Raw genomic sequence first — 17,996 nt, forward strand, 5'->3', positions numbered from 1 at the left:
GTTGCGCACGATCTCCTGGGTCGCCGCGCCCTGCTGGGTGACCGCGGCCGCGATCGACGTCACCACGGTGTCGATCTCGCGGATCCGGGACGTGATCGCGCCGATCGCCCCCACCGTCTGGTCGGTCACGCCATCAGTCCGAGGACCGCAGCGAGAAGGCTCAGCAGCATCGCCGCACCCGCGACCAGGCCGATCCGCGTCGCCGCGGCGATCCGCTCCGATGCGGCCGTCATCGCCTCGTGGGTGAAGCGGTTGGCATTGGCGACCGATTCGTCGATGGTCCTCTCGGCCCGCCCGATGAGGGCGGCGATCCCATCGCGGGACGCACCGGCCGCCGCCGCGTCGACCGGCCGGCCGTAGAGATCCGCCCGGCCCAGCTGCGCGTAGGCCTTCACCGCGGCGGCGAGATCCCGCACGGTGCGCTCGCTCTCGCGCAGGACCACCGGCTTCAGGGCGATCGCGATCGGCCGCTCGAGCCCCTTGCCGGCGGCGCTCGCCTCGTCGAGGGCCCTCTTCACGGCCGCGTCGGCCGCCGCCGCATCCCGCGCCAGCTCGACGGACTTGTAGCTCAGCTGGATCCGGCTGACGGCGAGCTGCGCCTGCGTGACTCCCCGCAGGATCGTCTCCTCTCGCGACACCGCGTCGTTCGCGGCACGGATCTCCGTGTTGCTCGACCATTGATTGTACACGGCGGCGCCGGCGAACAACGCCGTGACGGCAGATGACAAAGCCAGCTTGCGCCCGATGCTGAACCTGAACAGCGTTTGATCAGCATGTCCCTTGGACAGGATGGTTGTTATCTCAGCGTGCTGTTAGGATCGTTCCTTAAAAAATATTTTCCAGTCGCGAGGGAGACAGAGGGAGTATTTTTAACTCCCTGGGTAACTACGGACGAGGTGGTCGTGACCGTCGCCGCGCCGTCCGCTCGCCGCGATCCGCAATTCGGCGGAGATCAGCGGCACAGCCGCGCAGCCGAACCCGTCCGGAAACATTACCGGGACGAAATCTTCCGGTATTCCGAGCATGCTACCGGCACGGCCACGCTGATGCACTGCTCTCGATCCTGGACGGATCCCGGATCGATGCAGACGTCGATCCGCCCCACGTCGTCGACATTGATCAACACGATCCTGAACCTCGGGACCGCCGAGGAATTTGGACAAGAACGATCAAGAACGATTCGGGTAAGAAGATGGGGGTCGTTTTCGATGATTATCGGAATGATTGATATTTTCGCGATGCGCGGTTTGACGTCACGAATTCCGTCCGAAGGGGCGAGGTTGGTGTGGGACAGGCCCGACGCGGCCCTTGGCGCGGGCGAATCGCCGTGAGCGAGCGCACGAAGCGGTCCACCGCAACGGAGTGGTCGGTCCCGGAGCGTCGGCTGGCGGCGATCTTCGTCGCCGACATCGCCGGTTACTCGAAGGCGATGCATGCCGACGAGAGCGGCGCCATGCGGGCGCTCCAGGCCACCCGGCGGATCGTCGATCGCCTGATCTCTGCGCGCAGCGGGCGGATCGCCAACACGGCCGGGGACAGCGTGCTCGCGGAATTCGCCCGCGTGACGGATGCCGTCGCCTGCGCCCTGGCGATCCAGCGGACGCTCGCCGAGGCCGAGGGGGATGCGGGCCGGTTCCGCCTGCGCATCGGCATCCATATCGGCGACGTCATGGTGCATGAGGGCGACCTGTTCGGCGACGGCGTCAACATCGCCGCCCGCCTGCAATCGGCGGCCGAGCCGGGTGCGCTGCGGCTGTCGGAAGCCGCCTACCTGCACGTGCGCGGCCTGCCGGATCTCCGCTTCATCGATCTCGGTCCGCAGCGCCTGAAGAACATCGCCCGGCCGGTGCGCGTCTACGCCGTGCCGCCGCCGGACGGGCGGACCTCGCGCCTCGCCCGGGCGCGGCGGGCCGTCAGGCCCGCGCTCGCCGTCGCCGCGGCGCTGGTCGCCGCGGGGCTCGCCTTCGCCTGGCCGCCGACCGGCGCGCCCGAGCGGGCGGAGGAGCCGCGGCCGCGGCTGTCGCTCGTCGTCCTGCCGCTCGCCAACCAGAGCGGCGACACGGAGCAGGATTACCTCGCCGAGCAGCTCGCCGAGGATCTCGCCGCCGACCTCGCCCGGGCGCCCGGGACCTTCGTCATCGCCCACGGCACGGCCCAGTCCTACAAGGGGCGGCCGGTCGAGCCCCGCGCCGTCGGCCGGGAGCTCGGCGTGCGCTACGTCGTGCAGGGCAGCCTGCGGCAGAGCGCCGAGCAGGTGCGCTTCGCCGTGCAGCTCACCGATGCCGAGACCGGCGCCGCCATCTGGGCGGACCGCTACGACGGCGCCCGCGCCGACCTCGCCGCCGCGCAGGACGCCCTCGTCGCCCAGGTCGGCCGCGCCCTCGGCGTGCGGCTCCTGGAGGCCGCGACGCAGGCGCGCGCCGGGCACCCGGCGGATGCGGTGGACCTGGTGATGCGGGGCCAGGCCCTGCTCAACCGCCCCTTCGCCCGGGAGAACCATGCCGGGGCGAGGCCGCTGTTCGAGCGCGCGCTGGCCCTCGATCCGGGGAACACCCACGCGCGGCTGGGACTGGCGGAAGTGCTCGTCGACGGGGTGCTGAACGGCTGGACGACGGAGCGGGCGGGCGACCTCGAGCGGGCCGAGCAGGCCGTCGCCTCCGTGCTGCAGGGCGACCCGACCCATCCCTTCGCGCATTACCTGCGCGGCGAGACGCTGCGCGCCCGCGCCCGCTACGCCGAGGCGCTGGCCGCCTTCGACCGGGTGCTCACCCTCAACCCCAGCTTCGCGCGGGCGCACGCCTATCGCGGCCTCATCCACATCTTCCTCGGCCGGGCGGCGGAGACGGAGCGCGACGTCGCCGCCGCGATCCGCCTCAGCCCGAAGGATCCGCTGCTCGGCGCCTGGCTGGCGCGGGACGGGCTGGCGAAGCTGCATCTCGGGCGGGACGAGGAGGCGATCGCGCCCCTGCGCCGCGCCGCGGCCGTGAACCCGCTCTTCGACTTCCCCCACCTCTACCTCGCCTGCGCCTTCGCGCGGCTCGGCCGGGAGGCGGAGGCGCGGACCTCCCTCGCCGAGTTCCTCAGGCTCAGGCCCGGCTACACCATCGCCCGCTACCGCAGCCTGACCTCCACCGACCCGACCTTCCTCGCCCAGCGTGAGCGGATCTACGACGGGTTGCGGCGCGCCGGCCTGCCGGAGCGGTGACGAGAGCCGCGAATCCCTCGACCGCCGACACTTCGATGCATCTCGCGGGGGCCCCGTCACTTCGGTGCTGCCCGACCATGCCGGCCGGGTCGGCGTCGCGCCGCATCAACCCGGGCCCACGCGCGTCCCCGACTGCGGTCCGAAGATCGCCGACGTGGCGCCGCTCTCGCGGTTCCGGACCGAGCCGTCAGCGCCAGACCCGCAGGTCCAGCGCGTCGCGGCCCGGGACGGGCGCCATCTGGCCGAAGGCCGGCGCAGGGCTCACGCCCGGATCGACCGTGTAGGAATCGGCGAGGAGCAGCGTCGCGAGCGAGGCGGCGATCCCGGTGATCACGAAGCCGTAGATCACCGCCCGAGGGGCGCCGAAATGCCGGATGATCAGCGCGACCGAGATCGCGACGGCGAGGAATCCGACGGCACTGTGCCACATGCGAACATCTCTCCCGATGCGGGACACCTGAGGCCCGCTCGCAGGAGGAGAGTGCGAGCGGCGTGCCGTTCGGAGCGGATGGTTAACGCAAGGTTAATCGCGACCGCAAGCCCCTCCCCGCGCAGCACCGCCGCGTCCGGCGCATCGCTCGCGGGGACGACGCATGCGCGTCGATCGAAACCGCGTTCCCCCACTGCCTGTTCGGCCTTATGAGGAAGCCTCGCTTTCCAGGATCCCAGATGCGCCAGCCCACCGAACCCCTCGCCCTCGGCATCATCGGCGCCGGCATCATGGGAGAGCGCATGCTGAACGCCGTCCTCGGTCAGGACGACGCGCCGGTCCGGGTCGCGGCCCTGTGGGACCCGTCACCCGCGGCGCGGGCGCGCATCGCCGCCGGTTTCCCGGACCTGCCCCTGGCGGCGGATGCCGCCGCCGTCGTGGCGGCAAGCGACTGCGTCTACATCGCTTCCCCGCCCGCCTCGCATCTCGGCCACGCCCGGGCGGCCCTGGCGGCGGGGCGGAGCGTCTTCTGCGAGAAGCCGCTCGCCGTCGATCTCGCCGAGGCGCGCGCCTTCGTGGCGGATGCGGGCGACCGCGGCGCCGTGAACTTCCCGTTCGCCTCCTCGCTCGGGGTCGCCACCCTGGCGCAGTGGATCGCCGACGGCGCGGTCGGCACGCCGCGCCGCCTGACCATCGAGGTCGCCTTCGCCCGCTGGCCGCGGGGATGGCAGGCCGACGCCGCGGGCTGGCTCGACGCGCCGCAGGAGGGCGGCTTCACCCGCGAGGTGGTGTCCCACTTCCTGTTCCTCAGCCGCCGCCTGCTCGGGCCCCTGCAGGGTCTCGCGGCGCAGGCCGTCTTCCCGGAGCCGGGCCGGTCGGAGCGGGCGATCGACGCCACGTTCCGGGCCGGCGACGTGCCGGTCGTGCTGCGCGGCCGGGTCGGCGAGACGGCGCTCGACGATCACAACACCTGGACGCTCGAAGGCGAGGCCGGGGCGGTGCGCCTGCGCGACTGGGCGATCGCCGAGCGGCGGGAGCCGGACGGCCGCTTCGCGCCCGCCGCCGACGCCATGCCGAACGAGCGCGCCCGCCCGATCGCCCTGCGCCGCCAGCTCGACGGGGTGGTGCGGATGACGCGCGGCGAGCCCCATTCCCTCGCCACCCTGGCCGAGGCGCTGGAGGTCCAGGAGGTCGTCGAGGCCATCCTGGCGCAGACGGGCACCGGCCTCGGACGCTGACCGGGCCGGACACGACGTCACATCCCGACGACCCGCAGGAGGCGGCCCCCCCTCGGCGGCATAGCGCCACGCTCGGCGGCCGACAGGCCGCTGCGGTCGCAGGCGGATCCCGATCGCGGATCGCACCGCGTCACGGCGCGGAACAATCCTCCGCCTCGTCCCGGGCTCGTGCGACGAGGCCGACCGAACGGCCTCGATCGGCCGGGCTCGGTAATCGTCCGCGGCTGAACATCTCCACGTCACGCGTTATCTCCACGCAGGATCGTTAGACCTGGGCTCCGATCTCTTGGACAGGACCGCCGACCGGCGCCGACAAGTCTCGGAACGGGATCGCGGGGGCTGCGCAGAGCGGATTGCGGACTTGGCGGCTTGACGCCTTGAGAGCCTGGCGACTTGGCTGCCTGGCGACTTGGCTGCCTGGCGACTTGGCTGCCTGGCGACTTGGCTGCCTGGCGATTTGGCCGTCTGGCGATTTGGCGCGGGGATCGGGATGCGGGAGAGGGAATCCAGGACGACACGGAGCACCGGCCCGATCGGCCGGGACGGCACGGGCCTGTCCGGGGACCTGCGCCCGCGGACGCCCCCGATGAGCGCCGGGCCGGCGCCCCTGCGCGTCCTCGTCGCCCATAACCGCTACCAGGTGCGCGGCGGCGAGGATGCGGCCGTCGCCCGCGACCTCGCCGCCCTGGAGCAGGCGGGCTGCGCCGTCGAGGCGGTCTTCCTCGACAACGACGCGATCGCTTCCGGCCTCGACCGGCTGCGGGCGGCCGTCGGGGCGACGCACGCCCCGGAGGGGATCGCCCGGGTGATGGCGGCGGCGCGCCGCTTCGCGCCGGACGTGATCCACGTCCACAATTTCTTCCCGCTGCTCTCGCCGGGCATCCACGCGGCGGCGCGATCCGCCGGCTGCGCCACGGTGCAGACGCTGCACAATTACCGCCTGGTCTGCGCCAACGCCTTCCTGATGCGCGACGGCGCGCCGTGCGAGCTCTGCGTCGCCGGTTCGCCCTACCGGGCGGTGCGGTTCGCCTGCTACCGCGGCTCGCGGATCGGCTCCCTGGCGGTCGCCCGCATGATCGACCATCACCGCCGGGCCGGCACCTGGCGGCGGGACGTCGACCGGTTCATCGCCCTCACGCCCTTCGCCCGCGAGCGCTTCGTCGAAGCGGGTTTCCCGGCGGACAAGATCCGCATCCGCCCGAACGGGCTGCCCGATCCGGGACCGTCCGGGGACGGAGCCCGGCAGGGCCTCCTCTATGTCGGCCGGCTCAGCCCCGAGAAGGGCCTGATCGTCCTCGCCGAGGCCGCCGCCAGGGCCGGCCTGCGCGTCACGGTGATCGGCGAGGGGCCGCTCGCGAGCGCGCTCACCGGCCATCCGGGCCTCGACCTGAAGGGCGCCCTGCCCCCGGACGCGGTCCAGGCCGCGATGGCGCGGGCCTCCGCGCTCGTCGTCCCGTCGCTCTGGTACGAGGGCCTGCCGATGGTGGTGGCGGAGGCCTTCGCGGCCGGGACCCCGGTCGTCGCCTCGCGCATCGGCGCGCTCGCCGGCCTCGTCGCGGAGGGCACGTCCGGGCTCCTCGCCGAGCCGGGCGATGCCGCCGACCTCGCCAGTGCCCTCGGCCGCATCGCCGGCGATCCCGCGGCGGCGGCCGCCATGGGGCGGGAGGCCCGCGCCGTCTACGAGCGCGAGTGGCGCGAGGACGTCACCACCCGCGCCCTCCTCGAGATCTACCGGGACGCCGTCGCCGCGCGCGCGGCGGACATCCCCCTCACCAGAACGGGAACCTGACCTCAGTGGCACACGATCCCCTCGTCCCTTCCTTCACGATCGGCGGCGTTCCGGTCTCGGCCACCGACATGGCCGGGCTGATCGCGGCGGTCGGGCGGCGGCTCGCCGCCGGGCCGGCCCAGCCCGGCACCTTCGTGGTCTTTCGCGACGCCCACGGGGTGGTGCGGGCGCAGAAGGACGCCGCCTTGCACGCCGCCCATCGCGACGCCCTGCTCGTCTGCGCCGACGGCCGCCCCCTGAGCTGGATCGGCCGCTGGCGCGGCCTCACCGCCATGCGGCAGGTGCCGGGGATCGAGTCCGTCGAGGCCCTGTGCCGGGCCGGCGCGGCGCAGGGCTGGCGCCACTACTTCCTCGGCGGCGGCGAGGGGGTTGCGGACCTGCTCGCCACGACGATGCGCGCCCGGGTGCCCGGGCTGCAGGTGGCCGGCATCGAGACGCCGCCCTTCCGCCCCCTCAGCGCCGCCGAGACCGAGGCGATGCGGGAGCGCATCCGCGCCTCGGGGGCGCAGATCGTCTGGGTCGGCCTCGGCACGCCGAAGCAGGAGATGTTCATGGCGGCGCATGCCCCGCACCTGCCGGGCACCATCGCCATGGGGGTGGGCGCCGCCTTCGACGTCGCGACCGGCCGCATCCCCAGGGCGCCGAAGACGCTTCAGGTCGCCGGGCTCGAATGGGCCTACCGCCTCGCCCGCGAGCCGCGGCGGCTGTGGCGGCGCTACCTCGACACCATCCCGCGCTTCCTGCTGATCGCGGCGCGGGATGCCCTCACCGCCCGAAAGGCGCCCCGGCCGTCGGAGACCGGCGCGTCCGGGCAGACGGGATCGTCGGCAGCCTGAGGCCGCTCCCCTCGGCGAGCCCGGCGAAATCCGCCGGGTTCACGGCGGTGCGCGCCAGCCTGTCCAGGTCGGCGCGGGGGCTCGCCGGATTGCGGTTGCGGGCGAGGCTCTGCTCGGCCGCCTCACCCCCGTCGGTGAAGCGGGGCGGATCGCTCAGCACCAGCAGGTTGTCGGCGATGACGTTGCCGGTCGCCACCGCCGGGCGGTCGTCGAGCAGGCCGGGCAGCCGCGGATAGCGCGCCCGCCAGACGGGCGATTCCACCGGCATCGCCGCATAGGCGGCGCGCAGCTCCGATTGCGGGTCGGTGACCGCGTCGCGGGCCCAGGTCTGCCCGCGGGAATCGACGTGGACCGACGGGCTCGAATCGACGAAGACGTTGCCCTCGACGAGGGTGTCGCGCCCACCGCCGATGAAGACGGGCTGGTCGACCCGCAGGAAGAGGTTGCCGGTGACGGTGAATCCGCTCGCCATGTCGTCGAGATAGACGCCCTTGACCTCGGTGTCGGCGCCGCCCCGGATGTCGCGCAGGACATTGCCGGCGATCAGGCTGCCCCGCGCGGTCCAGTCCCGGCCGGCATAGATCGCCCCGGTATCGGTGGCGCCGGCGAGCAGGTTCGCGATCTCGTTGCCGGTGATCCGGTGGTCGTTGCCGCGGATGTGGACCGCGTAGGCCGGCGAATCGTGGATGACGTTGCCCGCGACCTCGGCGCCGACGCCGTCGAGGGCGACGGCCGGGTGCTGGGTCGGCTCGCGGCGGGCATAGCCGGTGAGGCGGCTGTCGCGCAGGAACAGCCCGCCGGGGGCGAGCGTGCGGCGATCCCCTCCCGACAGCATCACCGCCTCGGCGCCGGTCCCGGCGACGTCGCAGTGTCGAAGCCCGCTGTCTCGCGCGCCCGCGAACACCGCCCCGCGCCCGCCGGAGAGGGAGAGCACGCTGTCGGCGATCACCACGTCGCGCCCGCCGCGCACGCTCACGAGGTCGCCCCGGGCCATGGCGAGGCGCAGGGATTCGACCCGCAGATGGGCGGCGCCCTCGACCGACAGCAGCGTCTCGGCGACCGAGACCTCGACAGTCTCCCCGCCCCGCGGCCAGGCGAGCAGGATCCCGCTCCGCGCGTCGCGCCACCAGCCGCCGGGCCGGTCGAGGCCGGCGAGCAGGTGGACGAGGCGGATGGGGGCGCCGGCACGGATGCCCTCGTAGGGCGTCCGGTCGAGGGTGAGGCGCGTCCCGTGTCCCTGGGCCGCGGTGCGCACCACCGGCAGCGCCTCGAACAGCCAGCCCCAGCGCCAGTAGCCTTCCGCCCACAGGTCGGGCTCGTCGCGCAGCCGGCTCGGCGGGAGATCCGCCAGGGTGAAGGCAGGTCCATCCCCGTCCTCCGCCCTGGCGAAGCCTTCCGCCGGCCAGCGCGCCGGATGCATCGCGCCCTCGCCGTCGAACACCTCGAAGGCCGGCGGCGCCGGGGGTCCGTTGAGGACGATCGGCGCCTGGATCCGCGCCTCACGCCGCAGGGCCGGCGGCAGCCGGTAGGCCCGCACGTGCCCGCGCGCCGCCGCCGGCAGGCGGCCGGCCAGCGCCGGATCGACCGGGACCGGCGTGAGGCGCAGGCTCCCGACGAGGCGGGCCGACCCGTCGGCAGGGCCGCGGATCACCAGCGGCGCCCCGGCCTGGCCGCCATCCTGGCTCCTCAGCCGCACGGCGCCGGCGAGGCGGTGCGTACCGGATCCGAGCGCGATGACGATCGCCGCCCCGGGATCGCGGATGCGCCGCCGCCGGGCCTCGGCCAAGGCCTCCGTGAGGGTGGCAACGCCGCCGGGCCCGGAGCGCACGCCTTCGGCCGCGACCGGGATCTCGATCGGGGCCGCCGCGGCCGGCACACCGGCGAGGAGAGCGGCGGCAACGAGGAGCAGGGTCCGCATGAAGGGGTTTCCCGAGCCTGCCGGCGGCGGATCGCGGCGATGCGGTCCCACCGCGCCCGCATGCGCATGTTCCCGTCCTCTTAGGACAAGACCGTCCCGGGAAGAAGAAAGGCGTAGGATGTCTCCCTCCCCGCCCCGTGCAGGGTGCGGCTTCGCGCGACCGGCGCGCGTCACCCCACCGATGCGAGCCCCGCCCGATACGCCGCGACCGCGCGTGCGAGCGAGACCTCCGGCAGCACCCGCTCGGCCGCGTCCCGCAGGGCGGCCCGTCGCCCGGGATCGTCGAGGAGCGCCACCGTGGTCCGGGCCCAGTCGGCGACATCCATCGGCCGCACCACGCCGCAGCCCCGGGCCTCCAGCAGCTCGCGGGCGGCACCGGAATGGGGCGAGGCGAGAACCGCCGTCCCGCTCTGGAGCGCCTCGTTGACCACGATGCCCCACACGTCGCCGCGGCTCGGGAAGAGCAGGAGCCGGGCGGAGGCATGGGCCTCGGCCAGCGCCCCCTGGGCGAGGTAGCCGTCGAACCGGGCCGGGATCCCGGCCTCGGCGAGGCGCGACGCCATCTCGGCCCGGAGCGGGCCGTCGCCCGCCACCCGCACCCGCAAGGGGCGCCCGGCGGCGGCGCAGGCCCGCATCACGTCGGTGAAGAAGCGCGCGCCCTTCACCTCCTCGTTGAGGATGCCGCAGAACAGCACGTCGTAGGGCCGGGTCTCGGGCGCGGGCAGGGGCGGCGCGGGCGTCCAGGCCGGAAAGAGGGGCGCGCGAAACACCCGCTCCGGTGCGAGCCCGTAGGCGGCCAGCAGCGTCCGGCTGCCCTCGCTCGGGGCGAGGCCGAAGGCGGCCCCGGGAACGATCGCCCGCCGGAGGGCCCGGTGCGCCGGCGAGCGGGCGCCGGGATCGGTCTCCGGCACGCCGTCGGTGCGGATCGCGAACGGAATGCGCAGGGCTCTCGCCGCGAGCGCCGCCATCGCCATGGTGGGCGAGAAATCGTTGAGGATCACGGCCGCCGGCCGCAAGGCGGCGAGGCGCGGGACGACGCCCGGGTTGACGTAGAGGTTGCGCACGGCGTCCCGGTGCCAGCGCAGGCCCGGCAGCACCGCGAAGCCGTAGCCGTCCGCCGCCGCCAGCTCCCACTGGCGGGCGGGCTCCCGGGCCGCGCAGGCGAGCACGGTCAGCGGCCGGTCGAGGGCGGCCGCGAGCGCCCGGTAGAGCACCTGGGTGTAGGGGGCGAGCGCGCCGGTCACCACCACGACGGGGCGCTCACCGTCGCGCAAGGCGGGCTCCCATCAGGGCATCGAGCTCGTGCAGGGGCCATTCCGGTTCGAGGACGTGGCGCGGCATCGTCGCGAGGTCCCGGCGGCCGGTGGCGACGCCGCGGCGGGTGGTGAAGAAGGTGGCGTAGCCGCCGGCGAGCGCCAGCCCCGGGTCGCGGCCGGGACGGTAATCGCGCTCCGCGACGCCCCAGGGGCAGGCGAAGTGCCGGACCGGCCGTCCCGTCGCGGCCTCGAGCGCGGCGCGGGACCCGGCGATCTCCCGCTCGGCGCCGGCGTCGTCCAGGGTCGCGATGCGGGCGTGGCTGACGCCGTGCGCGCCGATCGCCATGCCGCCGGCGAGCCAGGCGGCCACCAGGGCCCGGCCGGCATAGGGGCCGGGCGGGCTCGTCGGCGGGGCGTCGAGCCAGTCGCTGACCAGGAACAGGATCGCCGGCACCCCGGCGGCGGACAGGACCGGCAAGGCGACCTCGACGGTGTCGGCATAGCCGTCGTCGAAGGTGACGAGGAAGTGGCGCCCCGCCCCGGCCGCACCGGATTCGAGCAGCGTCACCGCCTCGTCGGCCCCGACGAAGCGGCCGTGCCGCTGCAGGTAGGCGATCTGCGCCGCGAACCCGGCCCGGTGACGCTCCGGCACCCGATGGTAGCACAGGGTGTAGAGGCCCGGGGGCGCGTGGGCGAGCCGGCGCAGCCGGGCGAGCCCGCGCAGCAGCAGCGCCCGGACCACCGGATGGTCGCGGGCGAGGGTCTTGAAGGGTTGCAGCATCCCGCCTGCCGTCATCGAAGAGCCGTCCCCCCGTAGTTGAGACCGGCCCGGCGCCGGGACAAGGCAAGCAGACCACGTAGGTGTGGATCGATCGCGCGGGGCTTTCGGCCGAGGCGAGCGGAGCGCCGACTGCGCGGTGCGCCGCTTGCGTCATGGGCGCATCGACGGTGCGCGCTGTCGCATCCTGGCACGGGACATCCATGACCAAGACGGAACGTGAGACGGGATTGCGGGTCTCGGCCCTGGTCGACGTGCCAACCTGGGACGAGACCGTGTGGAGCCAGCCGCGCGGCACCATCTTTTCCGCCGCGGGCTGGGGCACCTACAAGGCGCGCCGGGGCGCTGCGATCGAGCGGCTCGCCGTCGTCGACGAGGACGGCGACATCCTCGGCCTGGCCCAGGCGCAGACGCGCTGCCGCGGTCCGGCCCGGCAGATCTACATCCAGGGCGGGCCGCTCCTCACCGACAAGGGCGAGCGCCAGGGCGAGGCGGTGGTGCGCGCCCTGCTCGCCCATCTGGCGCTCGGGTCCCTCGACCTCCTGGTGGCCGATTTCAACCGGGCCGAGAGCCCGGGCGCGGTGCTCGGCCTCCTGGCGGCGGGATTCCGCCCGGTCGCGACCGCGGGCCGGCACACCCTGGAGGTGGACCTGACCCGCGGCCTCGACGCGATCCTGGCCGGGACGGATCCACGCTGGCGCCAGCGCCTGCGCAAGGCTCAGCGCAACGCCGACCTCACCGTGCGCTTCCTCGACGACCCGGCCGAGCGGCTCGACGCCTTCGATGCCTTCGCGGCGATGTACGCGGCGCTCAAGATCCGGAAGGGATTCTCGAACGACTTCGATCCCGCCGCCTACCGCGACCTCGCGGCGAACGACCCGCGCCACGTCATGCTCGAGGTGCGGGAGGGAGAGGAGCGCTGCCTGGTGCGCATCGCGCATCTGAGCCGCGACCGTTTCACCGATTTCTTCACCGCCTCGACCGAGCGGGCCAAGACGAACGCCGCCGCGCATCTGGCGGTGTGGAGCTTCATCCGCCGCGGCGTCGAGGAGGGCTGCCGGGTGTTCGATTTCGGCGGCATCGACCCGGCCGGGAACCGCGGCGTCTTCGACTTCAAGCGCGGGCTCACCCGCGACGTCGCGTCGAGCGGGCCGCTCTGGCTCTTTGGCCGCCACCGCCTCGTGACCGCGGCGGCCGGGGCGGTGCTCGCCCGGTGAGGGTTCTCCCTCCCCTCCTCGCGCGCCTGCGCGGGCCGGCCCTGCTCTCCCTCCTCGACCAGGCGGCGGTGAGCGGCTTCGGCTTCCTTGCCGGCATCGCGGCCGCGCGCCTGATCGACATGGAGGCGTTCGGGCGCTTCGCCCTCGTGCTCATCGTCGCGGGCTTCGCGCAGGGGCTGCACAACGCGCTCGTCACCGCGCCGCTGATGACGCTGGCCGGCAGCGTCCGCCACCCTGCCCGCTACGCGGCGGCGGTGAGCACCGGCGCCCTGGTCCTGGCGGCCGGCCTCGCCCTCGGCGTCGCGGGTGCCCTCGCCCTGTACTTCTCCGTCCGCGGCGAGGCGGTCCCGGTCGATCTCGTCACCGCCGCCGGGGCACTGACCCTGGCGCAGAACCTCCAGCTCACCGCCCGGCGACTGCTCTTCGCCTATGGCGGCGGGGCCAAGGCGCTCGCCATGGATCTCGTCCGGGCGGCGACATTCCCCCTCGCCGTCGCGGGCCTGTGGGCGGCGGGAATTCCCCTCGATGCGGCGCGGCTCGTCGAGTTCCTGGCGCTCACGGCCTTCCTGACGACGCTGCCGGTGCTGCTCGGCCGGGCGGTCGAGCCCGGGCGCCGGCAGCTGACCGTCACCGCCCGGCGCCATTGGCAGATGGCGCGCTGGCTGCTGCCGGTCGTCCTCGTCACCTTCGGGCAGGAGCAGCTGGTCTGGATCCTGGCCGGCGGGACGCTCGGCGACGAGGCGCTCGGGGGGCTGCGGGCGGCGCAGTACCTCGTCGGCATCGTGCTCCTGATGCTGGCCGCGACCGAGAACGTGGTGCCCACGGGAGCGGGCCGGGCCTACGAGACCGGCGGCGAGCCGGCGCTGCGGGCCTATCTCCTCGCGGTCACCCGCCGCCTCGGGGTTCCGGTCGGCTTCCTCCTGGCGCTCGTGGCCGTCCCGGCGGATCTCTGGCTGCGCCTCGTCTTCGGCGCGCCCTACATGCCCTACGCGCCTTGCCTGCGCTGGCTGGCGCTCGGCGTGGCGTTCATCTTCCTGCGGGACATGGTGGCGCAGATCTTCCGGGCGCGGCGGCGCACCGACGTGATCTTCCGTGCCTTCGCGGTCAGCTTCGCGGTGTCGCTGGCCCTGATCCAGCCCTTGCTCGGCCGCTACGGCGCCACGGGCGCCGCGGCCGTGGTGGCGCTGGCGCACGGCGCCTCCCTCGTCGCCCTCCTGGCGGCCCTCGGCCGCGGTCGCGCCACGCCAGCGGAGAGCCCGCGATGCTGAACGCCCTGATCGCCATCGGGGTCGCGACCTGGTTCGCGGTCGCCTACCCGGTCCTGCGCCGCCGCCTCGAGACGCATCCGCCCTCGGGCGGCGCGCCCCTGTTCTGGCCGCTCGCCCTGGTGGTGGTGTTCGCCTTCATGCCCCTCGTCTTCACGGTGCCGCGCGAGGACGGCAATGCCGTGCTGGAGCAGGGGCTGACGGCCTCGAACGTCGTCACGATCGTGCTCACCGGCCTCACGGCCTTCTACCTCCTGGTCAAGATCGCCGCCGACCGCCGCGTCCTCCTGCTGCCCTTCGCCATGCCCTACCTGCCGTTCACGATGATGATCGGCGTGAACGGCCTGAGCGCCGCCTGGTCGATCGTGCCGGCCTACACCCTCTACCGCACCGCGGAGCTGGCGGTGTTCACCCTGGCCTCGATCCTGGTCTTCGACCGGCCCGACATCCGGCATCGCCTCGCCGACATCCTCGCCGTCGTGACGCTCGCCTGGCTCGCCTCTGTGACGCCGGAGATCGTCCGGAGCCTCGCCTCCGGCATCGTGTTCTCCTCGGCCAAGAACAACATGATGCCGCTGGTCTGCGCGCTCCTCGGCTTCGCGGCGGCGTTCGGGCCGCCCAACCCGCGGCGTGGCCGCTACCTGGTGCTGGCGGCGGCGGGCTTCGTCATCGCCGGATCGGCCGCCTCGACGGGAGCGCTGATCGCGGTCGGGCCGGCGCTGATGATCGCCTCGCGCCGCCCGGGCCTGCGCCTCGCCGGTATCGTGCTGGCGCTGGTCTCGATCGTGCTGTTCCTGTTCCTGATGGTCGGCCTGTCGAGCGTCCCGGCCCTGCTCGACACCCTGTCGGTCATCCTCCAGAAGCCGCGCGAGGAACTCGCCAACGCCACCGGCCGCGGCACGTTCTGGCCGACCTTCATCGCGGCGACGCAGGACCGCCTGCTCGGCTCCGGCTTCTCGGCGGCGGACCGCTTCGTGCAGCTCCTGATCCCGACGACGGAACTCGCCGACGAGCTGGGCCGCGACGCGGTGTTCATCACCAGCTCGCACAACATGTTCCTGAGCGCCTGGGCCGGCACCGGCATCGTCGGCCTGTCCTTCGCGATCCTGACCCTGGTCGAACCGATCCGCTTCGCCGCCCGGACGGATCGCGGCACGCGCCGCATCATGGCCTGCCTGATCCTGATGCTGGCCCTCAACGGGATGACGACGCCCGGATTGTTCCAGGACTGGAACGTCAACGTGCTGGCCTACGTGGCGGTGCTCGCCACCGCGCGGGCGGCGCGGCGCGAAGCCGAGGAGGTGCCGATGGTCGCCGCCCGGCCCGTCCCTTCCCCCGGCGGGACGGAGCGGGCCTGGCCCACGGCTTGAAGCGACGCGGACGAAGGGGGTCTTCTCCGGCCCGATCGTCCCGGAACGGAACAGACCCGACCCGCAGCGAGAGCCTTTGGGGAGCCTTGGGCGCATCATGACCATGGTCGAGAATGTCCGGAACGGGCTGCTCATCGGCGCCGCCCCGCGGGAGGGAGAGGGGCGCGACCCCTGGTTCCTCGACCCGCGGGAGATCCTGCGGTCCGTGCGCCTGCGCTGGATCACGGTGCTGCTGCCCGTCCTGCTGTTCCTCGCCCTCGCGGCGGCCTGGACGCAGCTGAACCCGCCGCAATACGCCGCCTCGACGCAGATCCTCATCGACCCGCGCGGGCTCCAGGTGGTGAAGGACGGGCTCACCCCGCCGGACCAGGCGAGCGATGCGAGCCTCCTCCTCGTCGACAGCCAGCTGCGCGTGCTGACCTCCGACGACGTGCTCGGCCGCGCCGTCGACCGGTTCGACCTCGCCAAGGATCCCGAGTTCCAGGGCCGCGAGACCCTCGTCGGCGCGATCAAGGGGCTCGTCGCGCGCCTGACCGGACGCACCGAGCCGCCGGCCGATCCCCGGCTGACGGCGCTCAGGATCCTGCGCGACCGGGTCGGCGCGCGGCGCCTGGAGCGCAGCTTCGTGCTGGAGCTCGGGGTGACCTCCGAGGATCGCGAGAAGGCGGCCCGCCTCGCCCGCGGCATCGCCGAGACCTACCTGGCCCGCGACGCCGCCATCCGGTCCGAGACGACCCGCCGGGCCGGCGAGGCGATCGAGGGCCGCCTCGCCGAGCTGCGCGAGGCCCTGCGCCGGGCCGAGGACCAGGCCCAGGCCTTCCGGGCGAAGCACAACCTCGTCGGCACCCGCGCGCAGCTCGTGAGCGAGCAGCAGCTGACGCAGCTCAGCGAGCAGCTCGGCGCCGCCCGGGCCAAGGCCCTCGAGGCCGGCGCCCGCATGCGCCAGGTCGAGGGCGTGATCACCGGCGGCCGCTTCGATTCCGCCAACGAGATCGTCACCAACCCGACCATCACGGCCCTGCGCGGGCAGCTCGCCGGCGTCGAGCGCCTGCGCGCCGACGCCGAGGAGACCCTGGGGCGGCGCCATCCGAGCTACATGGCGGCGGTCGTGCAGGAGAAGGCCCTGCGCGCGGCGATCGAGGCCGAGATCCGCCGCATCGCGGCGGCGAGCCGCAACGACTTCGAGGCCGCCCAGGCGAGCGCCCGCGTCCTCGCCACGACGCTGGAGCGGCGCAAGGCCGAGGCGTTGAAGGTCGGCGACGACTTCGTGCAGCTGCGCGAGCTGGAGCGTCAGGTCGAGGCGAGCCGGGCGGTCTACGAGGCCTTCCTGGTCCGGGCCCGGGAACTCCAGGAGCAGCAGCGCCTCGACACCTCGGCCTCCCGGATCATCTCGCCGGCCTCGCCGCCGGAGAAGCGCATTGGCCCGCCGACGCCGGTGGTGTTCGTCGCCGCCCTCGTCGCCGGGCTCGGGGTCGGCCTCGTCGGCGGCCTCGGCCTCGAGCTGCTCGCCGGCCGCGTCCGCTCGCGCCGCCGCCTCGAAGGGCATCTCGGCCGCCCGGCCCTCGACGCCCTGCCGCGGGCGCCCCGCAAGGCCGCGGGGGCGGCGGCCCTGCGCGCCGATTTCGGCTCCACGCGGGGCGACGGGTCCTACGAGGTGGCCGTCGCGCGCCTGCGCCACCGCCTCGCCGCCGCCGAGCCGGGGGCCAAGCCGCTCGTCGTCCTCGTCACCGCGGCCGACGACCGGACCGGCAAGTCGCTCCTGGCCCGCTCCCTAGCGCTCTCGGCGGCGGCCGACCGCGAGCAGGTGATCCTCGTCGATGCCGACCCGAGGGGGCTCCTGACCCGGGACCTCGGGGCCGCCGCACCGCGGGACCTCGCCGGGCTCCTGCGGGCCCGCGCCCCCCTCGGCGACGCCCTCGTGACCCTGCCTTCCGGCCTGCGGGTGCTGCCCCGCCCCTCTGCCCTGCCGCGCGACCTCGCCGGCCACCTCGCCGACGCGCTGCTGCGCAGCGCCGCGGATCTCGTCGTCGTCGATCTCGGCCTCGTCGGGGACGACGTGGTGACCGAGCGCCTGATCGCCGAGGAGCGCATCCCGGTGCAGCTCCTCGCCGTCAGCGCCAGGCGCGGCCGCTTCGCCGCGCTCGACCGGGCGCTGAAGGCGGTCGGCGCGAGCCGCCGGCCGCACCTCGTCGTGACGGATGCGGATCCGCGGGAATAGGGCTCGATCGGATCACGATCCGGATCGGTCGAGCCCCGCGGCGGCGAGCAGCGCCTGGTCGAGGCCGTCGCCGCCGGCCGAGAGCGCCTCGCGCAACGCGGCCTCGTCGGCATAGACCATCACGTCGCAGATATCCTGCGCCGGATCCGCGCCGTGATGCAGGCAGGTTCGGATCACGTAGCGGTCATCCGGCGTGCGGTAGAGCGTCTGCGTCACCGGCACGGGATCGTCGGGCGGGCTCGTCGAGCGGCCGATCGGGATCGCGAACAGGCTCACCGGGTCCGGCGCGTGCCGAGGATCTCCGGCGAGGAGACGCGGTTGCGTCTCCGCCGTCCGTCGCTCGTTCCGGTGCCGAGCCGGCCTCCGCCCGGGCAGGGCGGGATCGGGGCGGTTGGGTCTCGTCATCCTGCGGCCTCGGTCATCCGGCGGTCTCGGAACTCCGTCAATCAACTCGAATATTGTCGGCGATCGCGCAT

General features: G+C 74.1%; 15 protein-coding genes. 9 read left to right on the top strand and 6 right to left on the bottom strand.

Features of this window, described 5'->3' with window-relative positions; translation table 11 throughout:
- Nucleotides 1-125 precede the first annotated feature (125 nt).
- On the bottom strand, nucleotides 126-728 hold the full coding sequence (locus tag VQ03_RS13570) for a hypothetical protein (RefSeq protein WP_157064101.1): 603 nt from the start codon (nucleotides 726-728) through the stop codon (nucleotides 126-128).
- Nucleotides 729-902: 174 nt separating this feature from the next.
- Here VQ03_RS13570 and VQ03_RS33045 point away from each other — a divergent pair, with 174 nt between their 5' ends.
- Both VQ03_RS33045 and VQ03_RS13575 read left to right on the top strand, forming a co-directional pair.
- The gene (locus tag VQ03_RS33045) at nucleotides 903-1,331 is read left to right on the top strand and encodes a hypothetical protein (RefSeq protein ID WP_157064102.1); all 429 of its coding nucleotides are present in this window, start codon (nucleotides 903-905) and stop codon (nucleotides 1,329-1,331) included.
- The gene (locus tag VQ03_RS13575) at nucleotides 1,328-3,205 is read left to right on the top strand and encodes an adenylate/guanylate cyclase domain-containing protein (RefSeq protein ID WP_048451419.1); all 1,878 of its coding nucleotides are present in this window, start codon (nucleotides 1,328-1,330) and stop codon (nucleotides 3,203-3,205) included. Before VQ03_RS33045 ends, VQ03_RS13575 begins: the two co-directional genes overlap by 4 nt.
- Nucleotides 3,206-3,392: 187 nt before the next feature.
- Here the strand turns inward: VQ03_RS13575 and VQ03_RS13580 are convergent, their stop codons facing one another.
- The gene (locus tag VQ03_RS13580; protein WP_048451420.1) at nucleotides 3,393-3,635 is read right to left on the bottom strand and encodes a hypothetical protein; all 243 of its coding nucleotides are present in this window, start codon (nucleotides 3,633-3,635) and stop codon (nucleotides 3,393-3,395) included.
- 239 nt (nucleotides 3,636-3,874) lie between these two features.
- On the opposite strand from VQ03_RS13580, the gene VQ03_RS13585 reads away from it, so the two are divergent.
- The 3 genes from VQ03_RS13585 to VQ03_RS13595 all read left to right on the top strand — a co-directional run bounded on the left by VQ03_RS13585 (nucleotide 3,875) and on the right by VQ03_RS13595 (nucleotide 7,498).
- On the top strand, nucleotides 3,875-4,873 hold the full coding sequence (locus VQ03_RS13585) for a Gfo/Idh/MocA family protein (protein WP_048451421.1): 999 nt from the start codon (nucleotides 3,875-3,877) through the stop codon (nucleotides 4,871-4,873).
- Between the two features lie 586 nt (nucleotides 4,874-5,459).
- Entirely contained in the window at nucleotides 5,460-6,662 is a 1,203-nt protein-coding gene (locus VQ03_RS13590; protein ID WP_245292076.1) for a glycosyltransferase, read from the top strand.
- 5 nt (nucleotides 6,663-6,667) lie between these two features.
- Complete coding sequence (locus VQ03_RS13595) at nucleotides 6,668-7,498, top strand: WecB/TagA/CpsF family glycosyltransferase (protein WP_053078567.1); 831 nt, start codon at nucleotides 6,668-6,670, stop codon at nucleotides 7,496-7,498.
- On the opposite strand, the gene VQ03_RS13600 is transcribed toward VQ03_RS13595, so the two are convergent.
- The 3 genes from VQ03_RS13600 to VQ03_RS13610 all read right to left on the bottom strand — a co-directional run bounded on the left by VQ03_RS13600 (nucleotide 7,428) and on the right by VQ03_RS13610 (nucleotide 11,468).
- Entirely contained in the window at nucleotides 7,428-9,416 is a 1,989-nt protein-coding gene (locus VQ03_RS13600) for a right-handed parallel beta-helix repeat-containing protein (protein ID WP_053078568.1), read from the bottom strand. The two genes, VQ03_RS13595 and VQ03_RS13600, sit on opposite strands and share 71 nt — an antisense overlap.
- Nucleotides 9,417-9,586: 170 nt before the next feature.
- The gene (locus VQ03_RS13605; RefSeq protein ID WP_048451422.1) at nucleotides 9,587-10,690 is read right to left on the bottom strand and encodes a glycosyltransferase family 4 protein; all 1,104 of its coding nucleotides are present in this window, start codon (nucleotides 10,688-10,690) and stop codon (nucleotides 9,587-9,589) included.
- The gene (locus VQ03_RS13610; protein WP_245292077.1) at nucleotides 10,677-11,468 is read right to left on the bottom strand and encodes a polysaccharide deacetylase family protein; all 792 of its coding nucleotides are present in this window, start codon (nucleotides 11,466-11,468) and stop codon (nucleotides 10,677-10,679) included. Before VQ03_RS13610 ends, VQ03_RS13605 begins: the two co-directional genes overlap by 14 nt.
- A gap of 185 nt (nucleotides 11,469-11,653) precedes the next feature.
- Here VQ03_RS13610 and VQ03_RS13615 point away from each other — a divergent pair, with 185 nt between their 5' ends.
- The 4 genes from VQ03_RS13615 to VQ03_RS13630 all read left to right on the top strand — a co-directional run bounded on the left by VQ03_RS13615 (nucleotide 11,654) and on the right by VQ03_RS13630 (nucleotide 17,520).
- Nucleotides 11,654-12,667, top strand: a complete 1,014-nt coding sequence (locus VQ03_RS13615) for a lipid II:glycine glycyltransferase FemX (RefSeq protein WP_048451424.1) — start codon at nucleotides 11,654-11,656, stop codon at nucleotides 12,665-12,667.
- A complete protein-coding gene (locus VQ03_RS13620; RefSeq protein ID WP_048451425.1) occupies nucleotides 12,664-13,935 on the top strand; it encodes a lipopolysaccharide biosynthesis protein in 1,272 nt (423 codons plus the stop codon). Before VQ03_RS13615 ends, VQ03_RS13620 begins: the two co-directional genes overlap by 4 nt.
- Nucleotides 13,929-15,302, top strand: a complete 1,374-nt coding sequence (locus tag VQ03_RS13625; RefSeq protein WP_048451426.1) for an O-antigen ligase family protein — start codon at nucleotides 13,929-13,931, stop codon at nucleotides 15,300-15,302. The genes VQ03_RS13620 and VQ03_RS13625 overlap by 7 nt, the downstream gene beginning before the upstream one ends.
- A 97-nt stretch (nucleotides 15,303-15,399) precedes the next feature.
- On the top strand, nucleotides 15,400-17,520 hold the full coding sequence (locus tag VQ03_RS13630) for a GumC family protein (RefSeq protein ID WP_048451427.1): 2,121 nt from the start codon (nucleotides 15,400-15,402) through the stop codon (nucleotides 17,518-17,520).
- 12 nt (nucleotides 17,521-17,532) lie between these two features.
- Here VQ03_RS13630 and VQ03_RS13635 read toward each other — a convergent pair whose 3' ends face one another.
- The gene (locus VQ03_RS13635) at nucleotides 17,533-17,796 is read right to left on the bottom strand and encodes a hypothetical protein (RefSeq protein ID WP_048451428.1); all 264 of its coding nucleotides are present in this window, start codon (nucleotides 17,794-17,796) and stop codon (nucleotides 17,533-17,535) included.
- Nucleotides 17,797-17,996: the final 200 nt, after the last annotated feature.

Origin of the sequence: Methylobacterium tarhaniae, from assembly GCF_001043955.1 — a bacterium.
GTDB lineage: Bacteria > Pseudomonadota > Alphaproteobacteria > Rhizobiales > Beijerinckiaceae > Methylobacterium > Methylobacterium tarhaniae.